Origin of the sequence: Tunicatimonas pelagia (genome assembly GCF_030506325.1) — a bacterium.
GTDB classification, from domain to species: domain Bacteria; phylum Bacteroidota; class Bacteroidia; order Cytophagales; family Cyclobacteriaceae; genus Tunicatimonas; species Tunicatimonas pelagia.
In genome coordinates this window covers 5648975-5665692 of record NZ_CP120683.1, presented here as the reverse complement: position 1 = coordinate 5665692, position 16718 = coordinate 5648975, and the positions used below count along the sequence as shown (strand labels likewise).

Here is a 16718-nt window from a genome sequence, read left to right as displayed (position 1 = left end):
ATAACTTTACAATCGTATTAAATAGCAATACTATCTTTTGCTATTATGAAAATCATTGGCCTAATCTGTCTATTGTTTTTAGTAAAACCACTAACTACCAATGCTACTGAGTTTAGCAACTGGTTGTTAACTGTCCCTCTTCACAGTGATGATTCGGTGGATTATATTAATGACAAGTTGTTTGACGGAATTTGCTCGTTAGATGCCAATGTAGGCCACGCCTTTTGTTTAGACAATATACAGCTATCCCCTGAGTCAGAATATAATACTGCTTTAGCATTTTGGGGTCGCTCCGAACCATCAAGTAAATCTGCCGCTGACCCTAACCTTGCGGTAATATTGCCGGTACAACCAAAACCAACCCCGAAATATGCTCGGTATATACACCATAATAGCGACTCGGTGGAAGGAGGATTAAAGATTCCGCTATTTTGGTGATCACTAAGGCAGTTACTTACGATGCGCCCATGACTCCTAAGCGTTTTATCAACTTCTCAACCGTCAATCCCTGAACGATGATGGAGAATACCACCACAATGTAGGTAACGGTCAGCAGGTACTCCCGATTCATGTCATCGGTAAGCGATAGGGCTAACGCCACAGAAATTCCGCCCCGCAGTCCACCCCAAGTCATAATCAGATCGGTACGATTGACAAAACCAAGTTTATCTTTGAAAAAATAGATGGGGGTTTTTAGTACTAAAAAGCGAGAAATTAAAACAATTACAATCGCTATTGCTCCGGCAATTAAGTAGCTAGGGGCAAAGGAGATAATTAACAGTTCTAGCCCGATCAGAACGAAGAGAATGGCGTTTAAGAAAACATCCACCAACTCCCAAAAACGATCTAGATAGAGACGTGTCGTCTCTGACATCGCGGTTTCACGCGCACTATTGCCAATAAACAATCCAGCTACTACTACTGCCAATGGTCCAGAAAAATGCAAACGACTAGCCAGTAGGTACCCCCCCATCACAATAGCTAGGGTAATCATCACCTCGGTTTCGTAGTCGTCAATACTGCGAGTGAGATGTAAAGTAATATAGCCAAGGGCTAAGCCGAGGGCTACTCCCCCCAATACTTCTTCGGCAAAAAGCAGTGCAATCTCCGAAGCTCCCACATTTTCTATTCCTCGCTCGGCAATGCTAAACAGTGTGAGAAAAATTACCACGCCCACTCCATCGTTAAATAACGACTCACCGACAAACTTCACTTCCAGTTGTTTGGGTACGCCAATTTTCTTCAGAATACCCAGTACCGCTATGGGATCCGTGGGCGAGATAAGTGCTCCGAACAGCAAACAGTAGATGTAGCCAATTTCGTAACCGACCAGATGATTAGAAACCCAGAAAAATAGCGTGCCCACCACAAACGTAGAGGCCAATACTCCGATGGTAGCAAATGTGATTATGGGAGCGGCTTGCTCCTTTAGTCGCCCCCAATCGGTATGTAATGCCCCGGCAAACAACAGAAAGCTGAGCATTACATCTAAGATCAATCCCCCCAAGTCAATACTTCGCATTAGGTTCTCGGCGGTATTCGTTAGCCGGGCATCAAATGTCCCGACCAGCAGTACAATTAGGGTTAGGATGATAGCCATAATCATCAAGCCGATGGTGGATGGCAACCGCAAAAAGCGCACGTTGATGTAAGAGAAAATTGAGGAGAGAACTACCAAAATGGTAATGATAGTAAAAATGTTCATGCAGTGAAAATTAAAAGTTGACCCCAGACAGGATTCCAGGGTTGAAAATCAGCTACTAGCAATCCGTACCAGATAGCCAATATCTGAAGTCCAACGTCTACTTTCGTAAACATACACAACTTTTATTTTTTGCTAAGATTTTGCGACCTTAATTTCGCATAATTAGCAATGGAAGTAACCACGGAGGCATCAACTAATTTGCTATTGCAGCTCATTGGTTCCACAATCAGCCATCGCTGCTGAGTAGGTTCAGAGCATGTATAGTACTCACACTCGCGTTAACAAGATGTAATTTCAGATTATTAAGAACAGCAGATCACCTAGCAGAAGTAGCTGAAAGACAAATATTACAACGCTTACTTTACGCTCGTATTTGTAGGCAAGCACTGATACAACAATCGCTAGTAAAGGCAGTATCAGTCCTGATAAAACCCGTAATAAGTAGATGTTACGAGCTGTTGAAGCAACTAAACCGTAATTGTTAATCTCCTCGAATAACCAAGATACTTCGTAGCGAATTTCCTGTTCTTTCTGAACTACTCGGGCAAACTCTTCCGAGATAGAAAAACTATGCTCGGCTGTCAATATCCGGTACGAATAATGATAGTTACCAGCAGCATTGTAGTACTGCTGTAGCTCCTTCTTAACATCAAGAACTTTACTAACGTGCGTATTGCCGGGAAGAATAAAGTCAAGTATGATGAATAATGCCAGAAGAATGAACGGAATATGAACTAATTTGCCCTTACTATACTGCATTCTGCTTAGCTTATTGCCTTACCTTTATCAACAGCCTTTTTATACATACCGAAGAATAGAAAAGGAAGAAATCCTATGCTGAAAAGCCCTACTCCCACTATTAAGAGCATAGTAGCTCCCGGCCAATACATTAGCTTAAAAAAGACTGATAACCCGGTCAGTAATGCGCTGGAAAAACCAAGTATGATCTTCCACCTTTCCGACATTGGCTTACCCACACTCGCTTTGTATCTATCTAAAGCGAACATGGGAAGAAAGATCATCGCAAACCCTAAAAATCCGTAGGTGAACAACTTACCACCACCGGGCCAATGTAGTAAAGTAAATAGCCAACCGACACTGATGCAAATGCAGGCAACTAGTCCAATGGAATACATGACTTTTTTCATAACAACTCTTCTCAATGCGTTTAACAGATATATTGTTTTTTCCTGAATTTCATTCAAACCATTAGGGCTATTTTTCTTCCAGGCTAAATAGTAAGCATCCACGAACGAAGGCTCCGGCATCATTCTATCTTCTACTACGCAGCAAAAATGATCCAGCATATCATCTTTCGCCAGCTGGAAAGAAAGATTGCTCCTTTCGATATTGGCGCGTTTGCCTTTATCCGACTGTAATTTCATGTATTATGTTAGATTGCTTTTCATTATTTCAAGAATCTCCTAAGACTAGCACAAACAATATCATCATCATCATAAGCATGTCCTTTACCATCGTAAACGTAAACATGATTAGTGCTAGCGTTTCTACCGATTTCGCTCAATCGATCTTCTAAAACCCTTGCGTGCCAGATAGTAGTTTTTTGATCCTCGGTGCCTTGATGCACTTCAAATGCAGGAAGATTATTTAAAAAGTAGTAAGGGGAGCTGGTAATAAGGCGTCTCCTGATTTCTTCAGGACTAGCTTTGGGTGTATAAAAAGCCCGGCTATAAGAATTACCCACTAGTTCGTTGTCTACCACATACGGGTCTAAAAATTTCGTGTGAGCCGAAGTGGCTATGATGTAATCGGATTTTTTGGTTAGACCGCCTATGATTAATGCGACAGTTGCGCCTCTACTGGTGCCCTTTACCAACGTTTTGACATTGGTAGTTTTGTTATACATCAATTTTACAACCTCCAAAAATGCCACAGCATCTTCTGCTGCACCCATCCAGACGTCTCCGGCATATCCTTCGGAACGGAAGCAAAAATCTTCCCCCCTTACTATATTGCCTCGGAAGGATGGCATGATCGAAATGTAGTCATCTAGAAGTTCACGACACTTTCCGCTCGACAAACGATTCATATCACTCGTTTTCAATACATCGATTCCGGTTCCACCCCCCATAAGACCTAGCAAGATGGGGGCTTGGGAAATATTAATGCCTTTGGGAATGCGAATCAGGCCGTAGTGTTTCAGTCCGTTAACCAGGTGAGATACAACTTTAAGCGAATCCCCATTGGGTTGTACTTCGGAAAATTCTGTTTGTACTTGACTGGGGGTGAAATCCTTTTCTCTCCATTCTGTCAAAATAGCACTCAACTCATTTGCCGTGGGCTCCTTAAGCAATTCTTCCAGCGCGATACCCGGATCGGAATTAATCGGATAGGCCGTTGCATCTTCGTATCCCACGCAGCCGTTTACTCCTACATTTACCAGATAACTAAAATTTCTATCCACATGAATAAAGTATAAATCCAGGAGCACGAAGTAGAGAACGAATACCGTAAAAAAATAAAACTTGTCGGTATATGATATTGATAGAGGCAGGACGAGGACCGGCACAAATCCGAAAGTAATAATTGCACTGGCGAGACCTAGAGGTATCATATGAGGGAAGTAGATTTTCGCTATTAAAAAAAATGTCATTACTCCACTAAGTATCACCAGCACCAAACTTTCGGCTTTGTTTTCTTCTGTACTCGAGAAAACCATCGTAATAAAGAATATCAGATAGGATAAGGCCAAAAACAGTAAACTGTAAGTAATAACCCAACCGGAAAAAGGAACTATCCCCGCCATGCCGAAAAGCCCTAAGGCCGAAATTCCGGCGACTATCGAAAGTATAGTAATTAGAAGGAGGCGTTTCCTGCGACTATCGAGTTTACTTACTGCTCGAATGCTGCCCGTCAGAAAAAGAAAGACTAATAGTAGCCCTGCTGCTAAGTACGCCGAGCTGAAGCCAGGCACATTACCCAAAAAGGGCATATCTATTGAAATCCCAAAACCATGAATAAAAATTACGGCCAAAACAGGAATAGCCAATGTATAAAGCAGGTTACGAAACCTCCATAATCTATTTTGCCCGGTGGACTGGATAATTTGAATTACGTAAACAGTAAGAATTAGAGCCGAGGACACTAAAACAATAACAGCTCCGGACTGCATCCCAATTCCAACCGCCGAGAATAGTCCGATTACAAAAATGATGAGTGACAGGTTGATCAGCGCTAACTTTATTTTCATGCTTTACGTAAGGTTTCGCAATTTGAAGGTAATTGAATCTAATACTGTAGTAAGGCTACTCAACGGCTTTCCTATACATCCCAAAAAACAGAAAGGGTAAAAAACCAAAGCTAAATAGCAGTACTCCTAAAATCAGCATAATTGATGCTCCCTGTAGGTGCATCAGTTTAAATAGAATTGCCAAACCCGTGATAATAGCACTAGAAAAACCAAGTATGATTTTAAGCTTTTCAGGTTTTGCTCGCTCAATATTTGCTTTATATCGGTCAATAGCCAGCATGGGCAGAAATATCAAGACAAATCCCAGAAATCCGTAAACGAAGAGTTGATCTCCGCCGAGCCAGTCTAAAATTCTAAACAGCCAGCCAATGCTGATACAGATAGAAGCAATTAGCCCGATGGAATACATCACTTTTCTCATAATAATTATTTTTGATGCATTTAACAGATATATTGTTTCCTCCTGAATTTCATTCAAACCATTAGGGCAAATCTGTTTCCAGGCTTGCTGATACGCGCTTTCAAACGTATCGCCCTGCTCTAGCTTACTTTCTACTTTGCAACAGAAGTGATCTAGCAAGTCATCCTTCACCATCTGTACCGATAGGCTACTTCGCTCAATATCTTGCTGAATCTGCTCTACCTGCTCATCACTTAGCATAGGCCGAAAGCTGCTTGGATTGAGGGAATACCAATTGCTGAATAGTTTGCATAAATTCTTTTAGCTCCTCAAACTGCAACTGCTTTTTAGCTTGCCCCTGTTGGGTGATGGCGTAGTATTTACGTACTCGCTTACCAATGTTTACCGTCTCCACCTCTACCAACCCATCCCTTAATAATTTGTGTAAGGCCGGATACAGCGAGCCTTCTTTGATAAGAATTTTATCATCAGTCAGTTCCTTCACTTTTTGGGTGATCTCGTAGCCATACATTTTCCCGTGGTCAGCTAATAGTTTGAGGATGATTGTGTTCAGTGTGCCTTTCAGCAGTTCAGTAGAATTCATATCACGAATATAAAAAGAATTTTGATGCATCAAAATTCTATGTATTAAAAACCTCTAATCTTAATGTGATGATAAAATCTTCTTACGTAAATTTAGAAACAGCAAACAAGCACCGCTATAATCAATGTGCCAGCCAACAGTGCTTAGCTGTATTTCTATCAGACAGTGGAATAGCCCGCTACCGCAGATGCTACAAAATGATGCCTCGGGTGAAGAATCATCAGTACATTTCAGCAACTACATGTCAGGCATCATGGCTTCACTGAAAAGTAATTGTCGATTTTGCCCGTCGTAGTCCATTATCCAAACGGTTTTAGTCGTACCCTCTTCGTTAGAAGTATGCTCAAACACTATTTGGGCACCGTTGGGGGAGAAACGAGGATTCAGATCATTATAACCAACTGCTTTATCTCCAGACATTTCTGTCACTTGTTCGGTAGCTAAATCCAGCATAAAAATACGGGCATCTAGCTGACGACCAGTAGATGAGACAAAACCTGATACATCTTGTGTGAACAGCAACTGTTTACCGTCAATGGAGAAAGTAGGTGACTCTAAACGATTAGTAACGCTGTCCAATATAGGCTGGACATTACTTCCATCTTCATTCATGAGGTAGAAGTCGGTATCATTAATACTCGAGCTCACCACCTGAGCTATAATTTTACCATTCACCCCCGACCAGTCTACCGCTTTAAAATGATAATTAGCAGGAGCCGTAGCTACCTCAGTTAGATTGGTTCCGTCGTGGTGAATACGGTAGAGCTTGTCGTAGTGGCTGTAGAGCAATTGCCCGCCGTCGGGCGACCAGCAGAACCCTTCTCCGTACTGATGGTACCCAGCTAAAGGTAAAGTAGTTACCCGGCTCACTTCGCTACCGTCGGGCTTCATGGTGTATAGCTGCTGCTTCCCATCTCGATCCGATACAAAAGCAATGGACTGGCCGTTAGGACTCAAGCGCGGATACCCATCGCGAGCCGGATGGTTAGTTAGTCGAGTAATGTGCTGACCGCTAGCATCGGCTGCGTATAATTCAGCATTATTATCCGTAATCTGGCCAAAAAGGTAAGCAGTTTCAGGAAAAGGAATTGTTGTGAAGCTCCACACATCTCCAGTGGTAACATTGCCATGCTGATCCTGCGCCACTACTTGCCAGAAATAGGTGGTGTTCCACAGCAAACCAGATACCGTAACTAATGTATCTGCTAGTTGGGACGCTACTTGCTGCTTTCCTCCTGCATCGGCTGTATACAAAAGTACATCAAACTGAAGGTTGGCTTCGGCTAGTTGGTTTTCAATACCCCAACGTAGCGTAACCGAATCAGTGTGCCCACCGGAACGAGCGGTGGGTAGTGGCTGAACCGGCCGATTAAATATGGTGGTAGTTTTTGGCTCCATGAGCAGCGTAATATCGGTAGTCTTACCCGGCGATACGGCAACGGCAACGCTATCTTTGGTATACCCTGCCTTCTTAGCAATTAGGGTGTAGTCGCCTTCCGGTAGGGAATCTACGCTAAACTGTCCACTAGCATCTGTAAGCAAAGCTACCGAAGGCGGTTGGGTGGTTATGTTAGCTCCGGCAATAGGGTTTTGCGTGAGGGCATCTAACAACACTCCTTGCAGTGTGCCGAGTGGGGTTTGTCTTTTAGTTAGATATACAACTAGCTGGGTAGCCTGAGCAGCATTTACTAAAATGCTAGTATTTTCGTTTAAATAACCGCCTTTTTCGGCAGTTACCGTGTACTCACCTTCGGGTACTGCTTCAAGGGTAAATTGCCCACTACTATCGGTCATGGTAATGGCGGTAGGCGGAATAGTAGCGATAATAGCGGATGTGAGAGGTTGGTCGGTGTCGTCCATAACTAATCCACTAATGCTACCGAATAGTTCTGGCTCGATGGTTGTCTCTTGGCAAGCTACCGATAATAAAATAGCGGTAACCATTACTAGTTTTTTCATGATAGGGTGTCTCTTTTTAGGTTAGTGTACAACTTGATCTTGGATGTAAACCGTATCACCCCGAAAAATTTCAAGTTGGATGGTATAGGTATCGCCCAACTCAACACTGACAGTAGTTTGCGTTAGTACAATTTCTTTGTTGATCGGGGCAACAAACCGTCCCGCCTGGGTGCTCTGCGAGTTTCCGGCCTGCCCTTGTCGCACTGTAGTGAGCTTATATTGCAGCGTATCCACTCGGGTGCTCTGGTTGAGGAATTTGCCCTGAACCCGTAGCTGTCCATCCTGCTCAGCATAGTCTATCCAAGCCCTGTGAGCAGCAGACTGCCCGAGGGTGCAAAGGGTAATTGTTAACAAAAGAGTTTTTATCATCTTTGTAAGTGTATTGATGAATGATGAGTAATGACTAATGATTGATGCCAGCCACGATGCGGAGTATCGACAGATAATAGATCATTATTCATCAGTCATTACTCATTGGGAGAGAAGCCTTGTTCAATAATCACAGTCATTCCCTGACCCTGTTGGTGTACGTCGTAGGCCGGAGCAAGGGGGCTGTACTCGATCTGAATCAATTCTAATTGACTACCTTCCTGCGTGATTGAATAATCCATACCGTTGCCAATAAGGTCTTGCTGAATAGTATTCTGCTGCCCAAATTGCTGTATCTGCACTTGATTGTTGTCTCCGTACAGGGTACCGGTAAATTGATGCCGTTCTCCCTCCTGCTGAATATTCCATTGGTTATCTTGCCCCTGTTGCTGTATTTCCACCTGATGAGCCTCTCCTACTTGCTGAACTTGAATCTGACTTCGCTGGGCTTCAATTTGCACTATGGTTGCCCGATGGCTTATTCCCTCCTGCTGAATTAGCACTTGGTTTTGCACCGAGGGCAAGGTTGGACTGGTTAACTGCTGTAACAATGCTTCCTCGATGGGGGCTTGCGCTAGTAGTGGGCTGGGCAGTAAGCAAAAAATGAATATCCATTGGAATTTCATAGCCGAATAGGTATAGAGTTAGTACTTAGAAGTGTAAGAAAGTGACGAGGCGTATTTAAAGATGAAGAGACACCTAACAGAAGTTTAGCTTCTGCTAAGTGCCTTCTTCTCACTTTCCATGAGTAAACTGGACTAATTATGGTGCTCCCATAGTTACGGTAGCCACATTAGCGGTTCCGTTCTGGTTAATATTGGCAAGATCGCCTACACCAAATTGAGTTACTGTAGCCTGATTTAAATCACCTTGCTGAAGAATATCAGCGGTATTCATCTCTGATGAAGATGCGAAACCTGTCTGCTCAATTAAGGCGGTATTCTCATTACCTATCTGCTCAATATCTGCGGTGTTATCATCAGCTAGACCGGGGAAGGCTTGATTTATAGTAGCAGTATTTGCATCGCCGGTCTGACTAATCGCTGCCGTATTTGAAACTGATATACCATCAACCCCCTGACGAATATGACCATAATTGGCATTACCGTCTTGATGAATGGAGGCAGTACTGGTTTCCGAGCTACCGTCAACTCCTTGGCTAATCACAGCTTTATTATCGATACCTGTTTGGCCAATCGTTGCCTCGTCTTCTTCCGAACTTCCCAATGCGCCCTGAGAAATATCAGCCTCGTTAATAGTTCCATCTTGATCAATGGAAGCTACGCTTTTATCCGCACTACCTATGTCAGTACCTTGCTCAATTTCTGCATTGTTACCATTACCGTTTTGGTCAATTTCAGCCTCGTTGTCATTAGCCGAGCTACCTAAATTACCCTGTCCGATATAGGCTACATTACTTTCTCCTTCCTGATAAATATCGGCTAGATTATCTTCAGCTGAAGCAGCAAAAGTTAATCCCCCCGATACACCAACTTCTACGTCGGCTTGGTTAGTGGCTCCTACCTGTTCAATAAATACTTCGTTGTCTATGCTCTGAGCATAGGCTCCTAGACTAGCACTAGCCAGTAGTGCAGTGGTGAAAAATTGCTTGAATGTGTTCATGATGAAAATTGGTTAAAATAAAACAAATAAATAAATAAATCTGTATTGATGATGATGGATGAATGATGATTGATGAGTAGTATATCAGATATTGCTCATGCGTCATTATTCATTAATCATCATTCATTATCGTGTTCTTCTACCCAAATAGAGGTTGATGCCTACGTTGGCTGAATAGAAGTAGTCGTTAAATTTGCCCTGCGCCATCTGGTCCAGCTCATCACTAAAGACGTAGTGATACTGCACCCCCGCCTGAATACCTACCGTATTGTTCAACAAATATTCTGCTCCCAACCCCACCACGGCTTTGGGCAACCAACGCCGTTGCGACTGGGCACTGATCGCCCCGCCACTTAGGCGGATATGTGGGCTGAACCGCATCTGAGGAAACGTCCGCCATACCGTATTCACTAAACCATAATTGAAGTCTTCTTGGTAAAAGCCCTCCCCCGCCAACGTGCCCCGCCCGACTTCTACTCCGGCTGACAAGAAAGAGCTCAACTGCCACTGAACATGCGCCTCGCCCGATAGCTGGTACAAGGGGTTGGGATAGTCCCCCGCGTAGCGAAAGGTGCCTAAACTACCCCCCACCGCTATGCGACCTCGCTCAAACTGATTTCTGCGCCTTCCTAAAAAGTCCCGATTCGGATTTATCTCCGCCTCCCGCACATACTGCTGAATCACTGGGGCATTCATCTCTTCGGGATGCTTTAGGTTCCATAACCCCTCCCGGATGCCTTCAATAGTCAAACTATGCACCGCTTTTTCAATGGCTTCCCGCACCGCAATCTCGGTAGGCTCGTTGTAGGTAAAACCGGTTTCGGCTTCTAACAACCGCTGAAAGCTCACAAATTTAAACAGTCCAGCATCCAACTTTTGGGAAAGAACGGTTCGAGAGGTATACACCGTTCTTAGAATGCGTCCGGTGCTGGTAGAGATCGCCCGCAAGTAGACTGTCACCCGGTCTTGGCGGTACTGCACTGAGCCCCCTACCCCAAAGTAACGAGCCCCAGCACCGCCCGTCATCGTATTGGCATCATACGAGATAATGCCTCCTTCCAGAATCACGCCGGCAAATAACAAGGGCGGCAATGCGGTATCTACTTCCCCACCCTGCTGCTCATTATACGCCTGACGCGAGGAACGGATAATCTTTCGTTCATTCAGCAAATTGGACAGCCCTTCCCGCTCTATGGTGGTGTACCAGCCTGATTCTTCTAGGGCGCGTAGCAAGATAGAGGTACCTCCTTGGGTAACAGCCGTCGACCAACTCGCTCCCACCTCGGTAGGGCGGTACTGTCCGGTTTGGTCGCGAAACTTATAAACGGCTGCCACCACTTTTTCCTGGGGTTCCGGCAGGGATGTTAAAGCTTCGTACATGCCCGATTCGGAACCCAAGCGAGCTTGCGAATTTTGCAGGGGTTGGTTGAGATACGGTGCACAGGCGGTGAAGAACCAAGTGGTTATCAAGCCAAGGACTAGCAGGTGAATACGTGTTTTCATGGGGGTAATTGTTAGTGTAATGATCCATGGTCGATAGTAATCAGAATTACAGGTTACTCTTCGCGGATCATTAAACCGTTGACTGTCGTCTGTCAACTGTGGTCTGTAGACTATAAACTAAAAGTAAGGGACACTGACGGTGGTTTCGCTACCGGTGCCGGTATCCAGAATGGTGATCTGAATGCCCTCGCCAGTGGGTGCCACATCAATGAGATAGTTACCTAATTCGTACTGCCCTTCTTCCAAACCGCCTTCGCCAAATTGGTCTTGGTACAGGTTGCGCGACAGTTGGCTGAGCAGTTGACGATTAAGGCTCTCTTCAAAGTCGTCCAGCGGATCGCGCTCAAAACGCCCCCTGGATGAGTCCCCCTCCTCCTGAAAGTCATTTTGAGCCTGGGCGGATGAGAGCATCCAGTTGTAGTTAAGGTAACTACCCCCAAAGGCAGGATTGGTGGGCTGATAGACAAAATCTTGGGCGGGGGCGGTCACATTGACCAGCCATAGCGAAAAAATGATGAATAGGCGATGATGTAACATAGTTAAGATATAGTGTTGTTATTATTGCTGATTTAGAATATGCCACTTCCTTGTTGGTCTTGGTTACCTAGTTGCTGTACGATACTTTCGTAGTTTTGCACATATTGGTTGGCCAAGCTCACCGCATAGTGAGCCAGGGATTCCACTACCTCGTGGCGGGGCTGTACGGCTTGAGCAAATATCTCCGTTTCATTGATGTAGATGGCAATTTGACTCCCCAGTCCATTCATAGGTCGCTCCCGAATGAATAAACTGTAGTTGATGGTGCTAATTGGGGCGTTCCACTGTTGGTAAAACAACTCGTAAAAATCCCGCCCGACCTTCGTCACTGTTTCGTCTACTACTAATCCGTTGATTTCAACCCCTTCCGAACCATCTTGGCCAATATCATCGGGGCGCGCTTGCTGAGCTACGGCTTGAGAGGTCATTAAACATAGGGTAAGTAAAAGGTTGTTGTCAGCCCGCATTGTTCATTTTTTGATTATTAGTATATACCATGTGAAATATGTGAGCATCTCTATAAATTTATTTTTAAAAAAGTACAGAAAAGTAAATATACCCGCGATCCTTCAAGTACTGAATATGGTTATCATCCAATCTATAACCAGAGCGTGTTGACATATAAAACCTTATTCTGATAATTATTTACCCCCGAGGTTTGTGACGACACGAACCTTGGAAGTTTATCGGAATATCCTCTATAGATTAATGAGGAATTTCGAGGCTATTTTTAGGATAATAAAGGCCATCGTTCCGCGACACTTGAAAAGGGCATACCTACGCATTGGCCGCCGAAAGTAACGCATAGTGACCTAAAAAGAGGCCAAAAATGCTGTTCAAATTTACATGTCAATACGCCCTAGTATTGAAGGAGGGTAAGCCTAACTGAAGAGGCAATTATTGATTTTGTGACTGATCTACACAAAGTACTGCACTGGAGTAGTAGAGAAATGATAAACTTAGCCGAACCAACTACTATTTACTCGCCAACACTCAGATATTTGAGCTACGTTTACTCTGCATAAACCAGCCCCTTTGGTTCTTGTTGATTAACTTTACGACTAGAAAGAATGAGTAACAGTTCATGAATGAAGAAACAAAAATAGCGAACATTGTACGACGGGAGAGCCTAAAGGAGCATTTAATCAAACAGCTTCATTCGACAGATAACCCGCTTATTCTGGAACAGATAAAAACAGTACTGGAAGACCAAGAAACACTCGATAGAATCATTCACTCTCCGCAGGTACAGCGGTTAGTAAAAGAAAGAGAAAACGAAGACTACTCCGTTCAAACTCAGTTGACTATTCAACGAACCAATGCACTTCGTCGCTACGATGCTAAAGTAGCTAGTAGTATGTTTTATCTGGCGGTGCTGAGCTTATTACTTATCGGAGCACTAATTATTGCTTACACTGAAGAAACCCCTTCGCGCTCATTATTAGCTTGGCTATCCTGGTTGGGTGGTGCCTTAGGTTTTATCTATTTTCTGTTCGTTGTTGATGTACTTCTGCTCTTCTACAAAAGCCGTCAGGACAGAGTAATAATGAATAAACCAGAAAAGAGGAGACGGCTATTAACATTACTTTTCCCTCCGCTGCGTATTGGTTCTCGCGATATTACGGAAGGTCAATACAGTTGGATGCCAGGCTGGCGATGGTGCAAGGTAAATGAGGGCTTGTTCATCGAGCTTAAAAAGCGATTTGTGCTCCCGATGATCGGTATTGCTGTGCTCATCATTCCCGTACTTATTATTGAGTGGAAGCTTTTAGATGAAGTTCAAACCACCTTTCCCCAGTTAAAGATCAATCTAATTTTAGAAGCAGTCCAGACGTTTATCTGGTGTGCTTTTACCTTTGAGTTTATACTGATGATTTCTATCAGCCGCCGCAAAATGAACTACGTAAAAAAGAACTGGATTGATCTACTCATTATTCTGCTGCCCTTTATCTCTTTTCTGCGAACGCTCCGTATTTCGCAAATTGCCCGCCTCAAGTACGCTACTCGCTCGTTTAAGCTGCGGGGTGTGGTCACTAAAGCTCGGCAAGGGCTCATCTTCGTAGATTTTGTTCAACGAATCTTCCGGCTACGCCCCGAAAATGAAGTCAGACGACTATTTCGGTTATTGCAAGAAAATCAGCGTGACCGCGAAGAATTGCAACAGAAGTTGAAAGAAGTGGTACAGTTAATTGAAAAGAAGAACAAAAGGTCTTAGTCTAAAGTAGTCAAAGTTTATACTGAGCTACTTTGGATAGTGTCTACTTAAAGCATTTATTACGCTCTTCTTGTAGGTTCGGCTGATAGGTAGATTAATTTCCTTTACTTGTATTTGCTCTTTGGTGTAGGATAAAACTTTGTCAGCGTTGACAATGTAGGAGCGGTGAATGCGAAGGAAAGAATCGGGCAGTGTGGTTGCTAACTTGCTAATCTTCTCTTTGGTAGTAATTGGAGCGGAGGAAGCAATATGGATTTTAACGTAATCACCCAAACTCTCTAAGTAATCGATGTCATCTGGCAATATTCGGTTAACCTTACGCTGCGCCCGTACTAGCAAAACGGGATTTTCTTGCTTTCTTTTCTCATCCTGCCAATCTCGAGTCTTCTGTTGATTAATAATTAACTGTCTAGCTAACGATATAAAGGAATACAATAAAACCATGCAGTAGAGAATAATCGCCAGAACCGGGAAATCAGTTGCTAACGGCAACATATTGTCGTATCGATAATGAGCTAGCAGTGTAAATGCTGCTGTCACTACAAGCATTTCCATATAAAGAGAGACTACCAGCAAATAACAAGAATACAATACAAACTTAGCTATCTTCTTCTTAAACAGGTAGCGAGGTACCAAATAGTGATTGAAAAAATACGCAGTGCCTATTACCACCGGGATCAGCATACCCACAAAGAGAAATGGCTCACTGTAATTTGAGTATGAGCTACCAAATATCAACGTAAGTAAAGCTATAACAAGTAACCAGAATAATGTGTGAGCTAATACTTTCATGAAGAAACGTTTGCCGTAAACATGGCTATTTTATCGGTGGTAATCAGTAAAAGTCGACGAAATACCAGTTTCCGTCTGGATTTCACCTTGAAATATAGCTGATCTTTGGACTCTTTACTCAACTGTTAGGTCTATACGGCGCCTTTGTAGCTATCGAAGAGTGGGGTAGCGTTTCCCCCGACATCTTATTCACTGGTTTACAGACTTCCTCCATTCCCAGCCTCTACGGCTTGTTCATCTTTCTATTTTCTTATTTAGTTCGACAGGGCTTTACTCGCTGGCTAAACCAGGTTACAACTACCGAATAACTTTCGCATCAATCTAATTCTATATCTTTTTATGAGAACATTAGAGATACTTATTGTACTAATTGAATTAGCTGTGTTACTGGTTGTCGTACTAAAGCCAATTCCTGATCTTAGGAACGCCAGATGGTTACTTCTTCTTCCATTGTCGCTGTCTTTATTGCACGGATTGGTAGAAGGTACGCGATGGCAAATGGTACCAGCCTACGGAATAGCATTAACGCTCGCGCTCACTTTTTTAGCATCGCCCACCTTACATTTACCCCGCCATTTGAAAGTCATTCTATCGTCGTTAGGTAGCTTATTAGTTGCACTCTCACTATTACTAGGGTATCTTCTACCGGTGTTTCAGCTACCCAAACCTTCCGGCTCATTTGCAGTAGGTACTACCTACTGGCATTTGCAAGACAGCACCCGATCTGAACCGATTACCGACGACCCCAACGATGTACGAGAACTTATGGTCAGAGTTTGGTATCCAGCCCAAGCGGAGCACCAAAGTACTTATTCCTACATGCATCCAGAACTGACCAAAGTATTAGCGAGAAATCGCGGCTTACCGGCGTTTATGCTTTCTCACTTTGCTTTAATTGAAACTCATGCTTTAGAGAACGCTCCCGTAGCCTTAGAGATAGAATCGTTTCCAGTTATCATATTTTCCCCCGGATATACGTCGCACTCATCCATGTATACTTCTCTGACAGAGACTTTAGCTAGTCATGGATATATTGTATTCGGCATTGACTACACTTATGAAACCCCCTTATCTATCTTCCCTGATGACGATTTGCGATTCCTTAACCCAGAGTACACTGATATTTGGAAGAATACTTCTTGGGATGACGTACAGGCGAGTATCGTGGCTTTTAGAGAAACATCGGACACTACCGCCCAACGTCAGTACGTAAGTCAATACCTCACCCAAGTTCCCTATACTGCTCGAGTTAATTCATGGACCGAAGACGTCCACTTTGTAATCGGTGAATTACAGAATAAAGCTAACCAATACGATCAATTATTCTTTCGTAAGATAGATCAAGACAATATTGGCGTAATGGGACATTCGGTAGGAGGTGCTACATCAGCGGTAGCTTGTGCGTTAGATAGCCGTATTAAAGCCGGTATCAATTTAGATGGTTCTCAGTGGGGAAACTTATTAGACCACGCGATCATTCAACCGTTCTTGTGGATTACGGCGGAAAAAGATTTGTCTGCTTCCTCCGCAGATATAGACTCTTTTATCTACAGTCAGGTATCAGAAGGTGATTTCTACCATCTAAGCATAGGAAACGCTACTCATACTAACTTTTCTGATCTATCCCTTTGGTCGAATTATACACCACTTACCCAAACTGGTTCTATCGACAGCCACCGGGCGATTGAAATTATTAATCAATGCTCGGTAAACTTTTTTGATAAATATCTAAAAGAAAGACCTAATACAATAGACGAAATAACCGAAAAGTTCGATGAGTTAAGCAGTAAGAATTGGTAG

The 16718-nt window shown here is 43.5% G+C and carries 17 protein-coding genes; 3 read left to right on the top strand and 14 right to left on the bottom strand.

All coding sequences use genetic code 11. The features are described 5' to 3' along the window. Window positions 1-45 precede the first annotated feature (45 nt). Window positions 46-438 carry a hypothetical protein gene (locus tag P0M28_RS24205; protein WP_302205809.1) on the top strand — a complete coding sequence of 131 codons (393 nt, stop codon included), beginning with the start codon at window positions 46-48 and terminating at the stop codon, window positions 436-438. 16 nt (window positions 439-454) lie between these two features. Here the strand turns inward: P0M28_RS24205 and P0M28_RS24200 are convergent, their stop codons facing one another. The 13 genes from P0M28_RS24200 to P0M28_RS24140 form a co-directional block, all read right to left on the bottom strand. Then, window positions 455-1705 (bottom strand): cation:proton antiporter, encoded by a 1251-nt coding sequence (locus tag P0M28_RS24200; RefSeq protein WP_302205808.1) that lies wholly within the window; start codon window positions 1703-1705, stop codon window positions 455-457. A 294-nt stretch (window positions 1706-1999) separates the two neighbouring features. Continuing rightward, on the bottom strand, window positions 2000-2464 hold the full coding sequence (locus tag P0M28_RS24195) for a hypothetical protein (protein WP_302205806.1): 465 nt from the start codon (window positions 2462-2464) through the stop codon (window positions 2000-2002). A 5-nt stretch (window positions 2465-2469) separates the two neighbouring features. Continuing rightward, a complete protein-coding gene (locus tag P0M28_RS24190) occupies window positions 2470-3090 on the bottom strand; it encodes a hypothetical protein (RefSeq protein ID WP_302205805.1) in 621 nt (206 codons plus the stop codon). 23 nt (window positions 3091-3113) lie between these two features. Then, window positions 3114-4916, bottom strand: a complete 1803-nt coding sequence (locus P0M28_RS24185; protein WP_302205804.1) for a prolyl oligopeptidase family serine peptidase — start codon at window positions 4914-4916, stop codon at window positions 3114-3116. Window positions 4917-4971: 55 nt separating this feature from the next. Then, window positions 4972-5577 carry a hypothetical protein gene (locus P0M28_RS24180; RefSeq protein WP_302205803.1) on the bottom strand — a complete coding sequence of 202 codons (606 nt, stop codon included), beginning with the start codon at window positions 5575-5577 and terminating at the stop codon, window positions 4972-4974. Continuing rightward, window positions 5567-5920: a PadR family transcriptional regulator gene (locus P0M28_RS24175; protein WP_302205800.1), complete on the bottom strand. Its 354-nt coding sequence runs from the start codon at window positions 5918-5920 to the stop codon at window positions 5567-5569. The genes P0M28_RS24180 and P0M28_RS24175 overlap by 11 nt, the downstream gene beginning before the upstream one ends. A gap of 237 nt (window positions 5921-6157) precedes the next feature. After that, window positions 6158-7879: a carboxypeptidase regulatory-like domain-containing protein gene (locus tag P0M28_RS24170; protein WP_302205799.1), complete on the bottom strand. Its 1722-nt coding sequence runs from the start codon at window positions 7877-7879 to the stop codon at window positions 6158-6160. A 21-nt stretch (window positions 7880-7900) separates the two neighbouring features. Continuing rightward, the gene (csgH, locus tag P0M28_RS24165; protein ID WP_302205797.1) at window positions 7901-8248 is read right to left on the bottom strand and encodes a curli-like amyloid fiber formation chaperone CsgH; all 348 of its coding nucleotides are present in this window, start codon (window positions 8246-8248) and stop codon (window positions 7901-7903) included. Between the two features lie 98 nt (window positions 8249-8346). Continuing rightward, entirely contained in the window at window positions 8347-8874 is a 528-nt protein-coding gene (locus P0M28_RS24160; RefSeq protein WP_302205795.1) for a hypothetical protein, read from the bottom strand. A gap of 136 nt (window positions 8875-9010) precedes the next feature. Then, window positions 9011-9871: a hypothetical protein gene (locus tag P0M28_RS24155; protein ID WP_302205793.1), complete on the bottom strand. Its 861-nt coding sequence runs from the start codon at window positions 9869-9871 to the stop codon at window positions 9011-9013. A gap of 126 nt (window positions 9872-9997) precedes the next feature. Further along, entirely contained in the window at window positions 9998-11374 is a 1377-nt protein-coding gene (locus P0M28_RS24150; protein WP_302205791.1) for a CsgG/HfaB family protein, read from the bottom strand. Between the two features lie 117 nt (window positions 11375-11491). Next, entirely contained in the window at window positions 11492-11911 is a 420-nt protein-coding gene (locus P0M28_RS24145) for a curli production assembly/transport component CsgF (RefSeq protein ID WP_302205789.1), read from the bottom strand. Between the two features lie 32 nt (window positions 11912-11943). Next, a complete protein-coding gene (locus tag P0M28_RS24140; RefSeq protein WP_302205788.1) occupies window positions 11944-12339 on the bottom strand; it encodes a CsgE family curli-type amyloid fiber assembly protein in 396 nt (131 codons plus the stop codon). A 656-nt stretch (window positions 12340-12995) separates the two neighbouring features. Here P0M28_RS24140 and P0M28_RS24135 point away from each other — a divergent pair. Beyond that, on the top strand, window positions 12996-14126 hold the full coding sequence (locus P0M28_RS24135) for a hypothetical protein (RefSeq protein ID WP_302205787.1): 1131 nt from the start codon (window positions 12996-12998) through the stop codon (window positions 14124-14126). A gap of 27 nt (window positions 14127-14153) precedes the next feature. On the opposite strand, the gene P0M28_RS24130 is transcribed toward P0M28_RS24135, so the two are convergent. Continuing rightward, entirely contained in the window at window positions 14154-14918 is a 765-nt protein-coding gene (locus tag P0M28_RS24130) for a LytR/AlgR family response regulator transcription factor (RefSeq protein WP_302205786.1), read from the bottom strand. Window positions 14919-15257: 339 nt separating this feature from the next. Between P0M28_RS24130 and P0M28_RS24125 the strand changes: the two genes are divergently transcribed. Next, the gene (locus tag P0M28_RS24125; RefSeq protein WP_302205784.1) at window positions 15258-16718 is read left to right on the top strand and encodes an alpha/beta hydrolase family protein; all 1461 of its coding nucleotides are present in this window, start codon (window positions 15258-15260) and stop codon (window positions 16716-16718) included.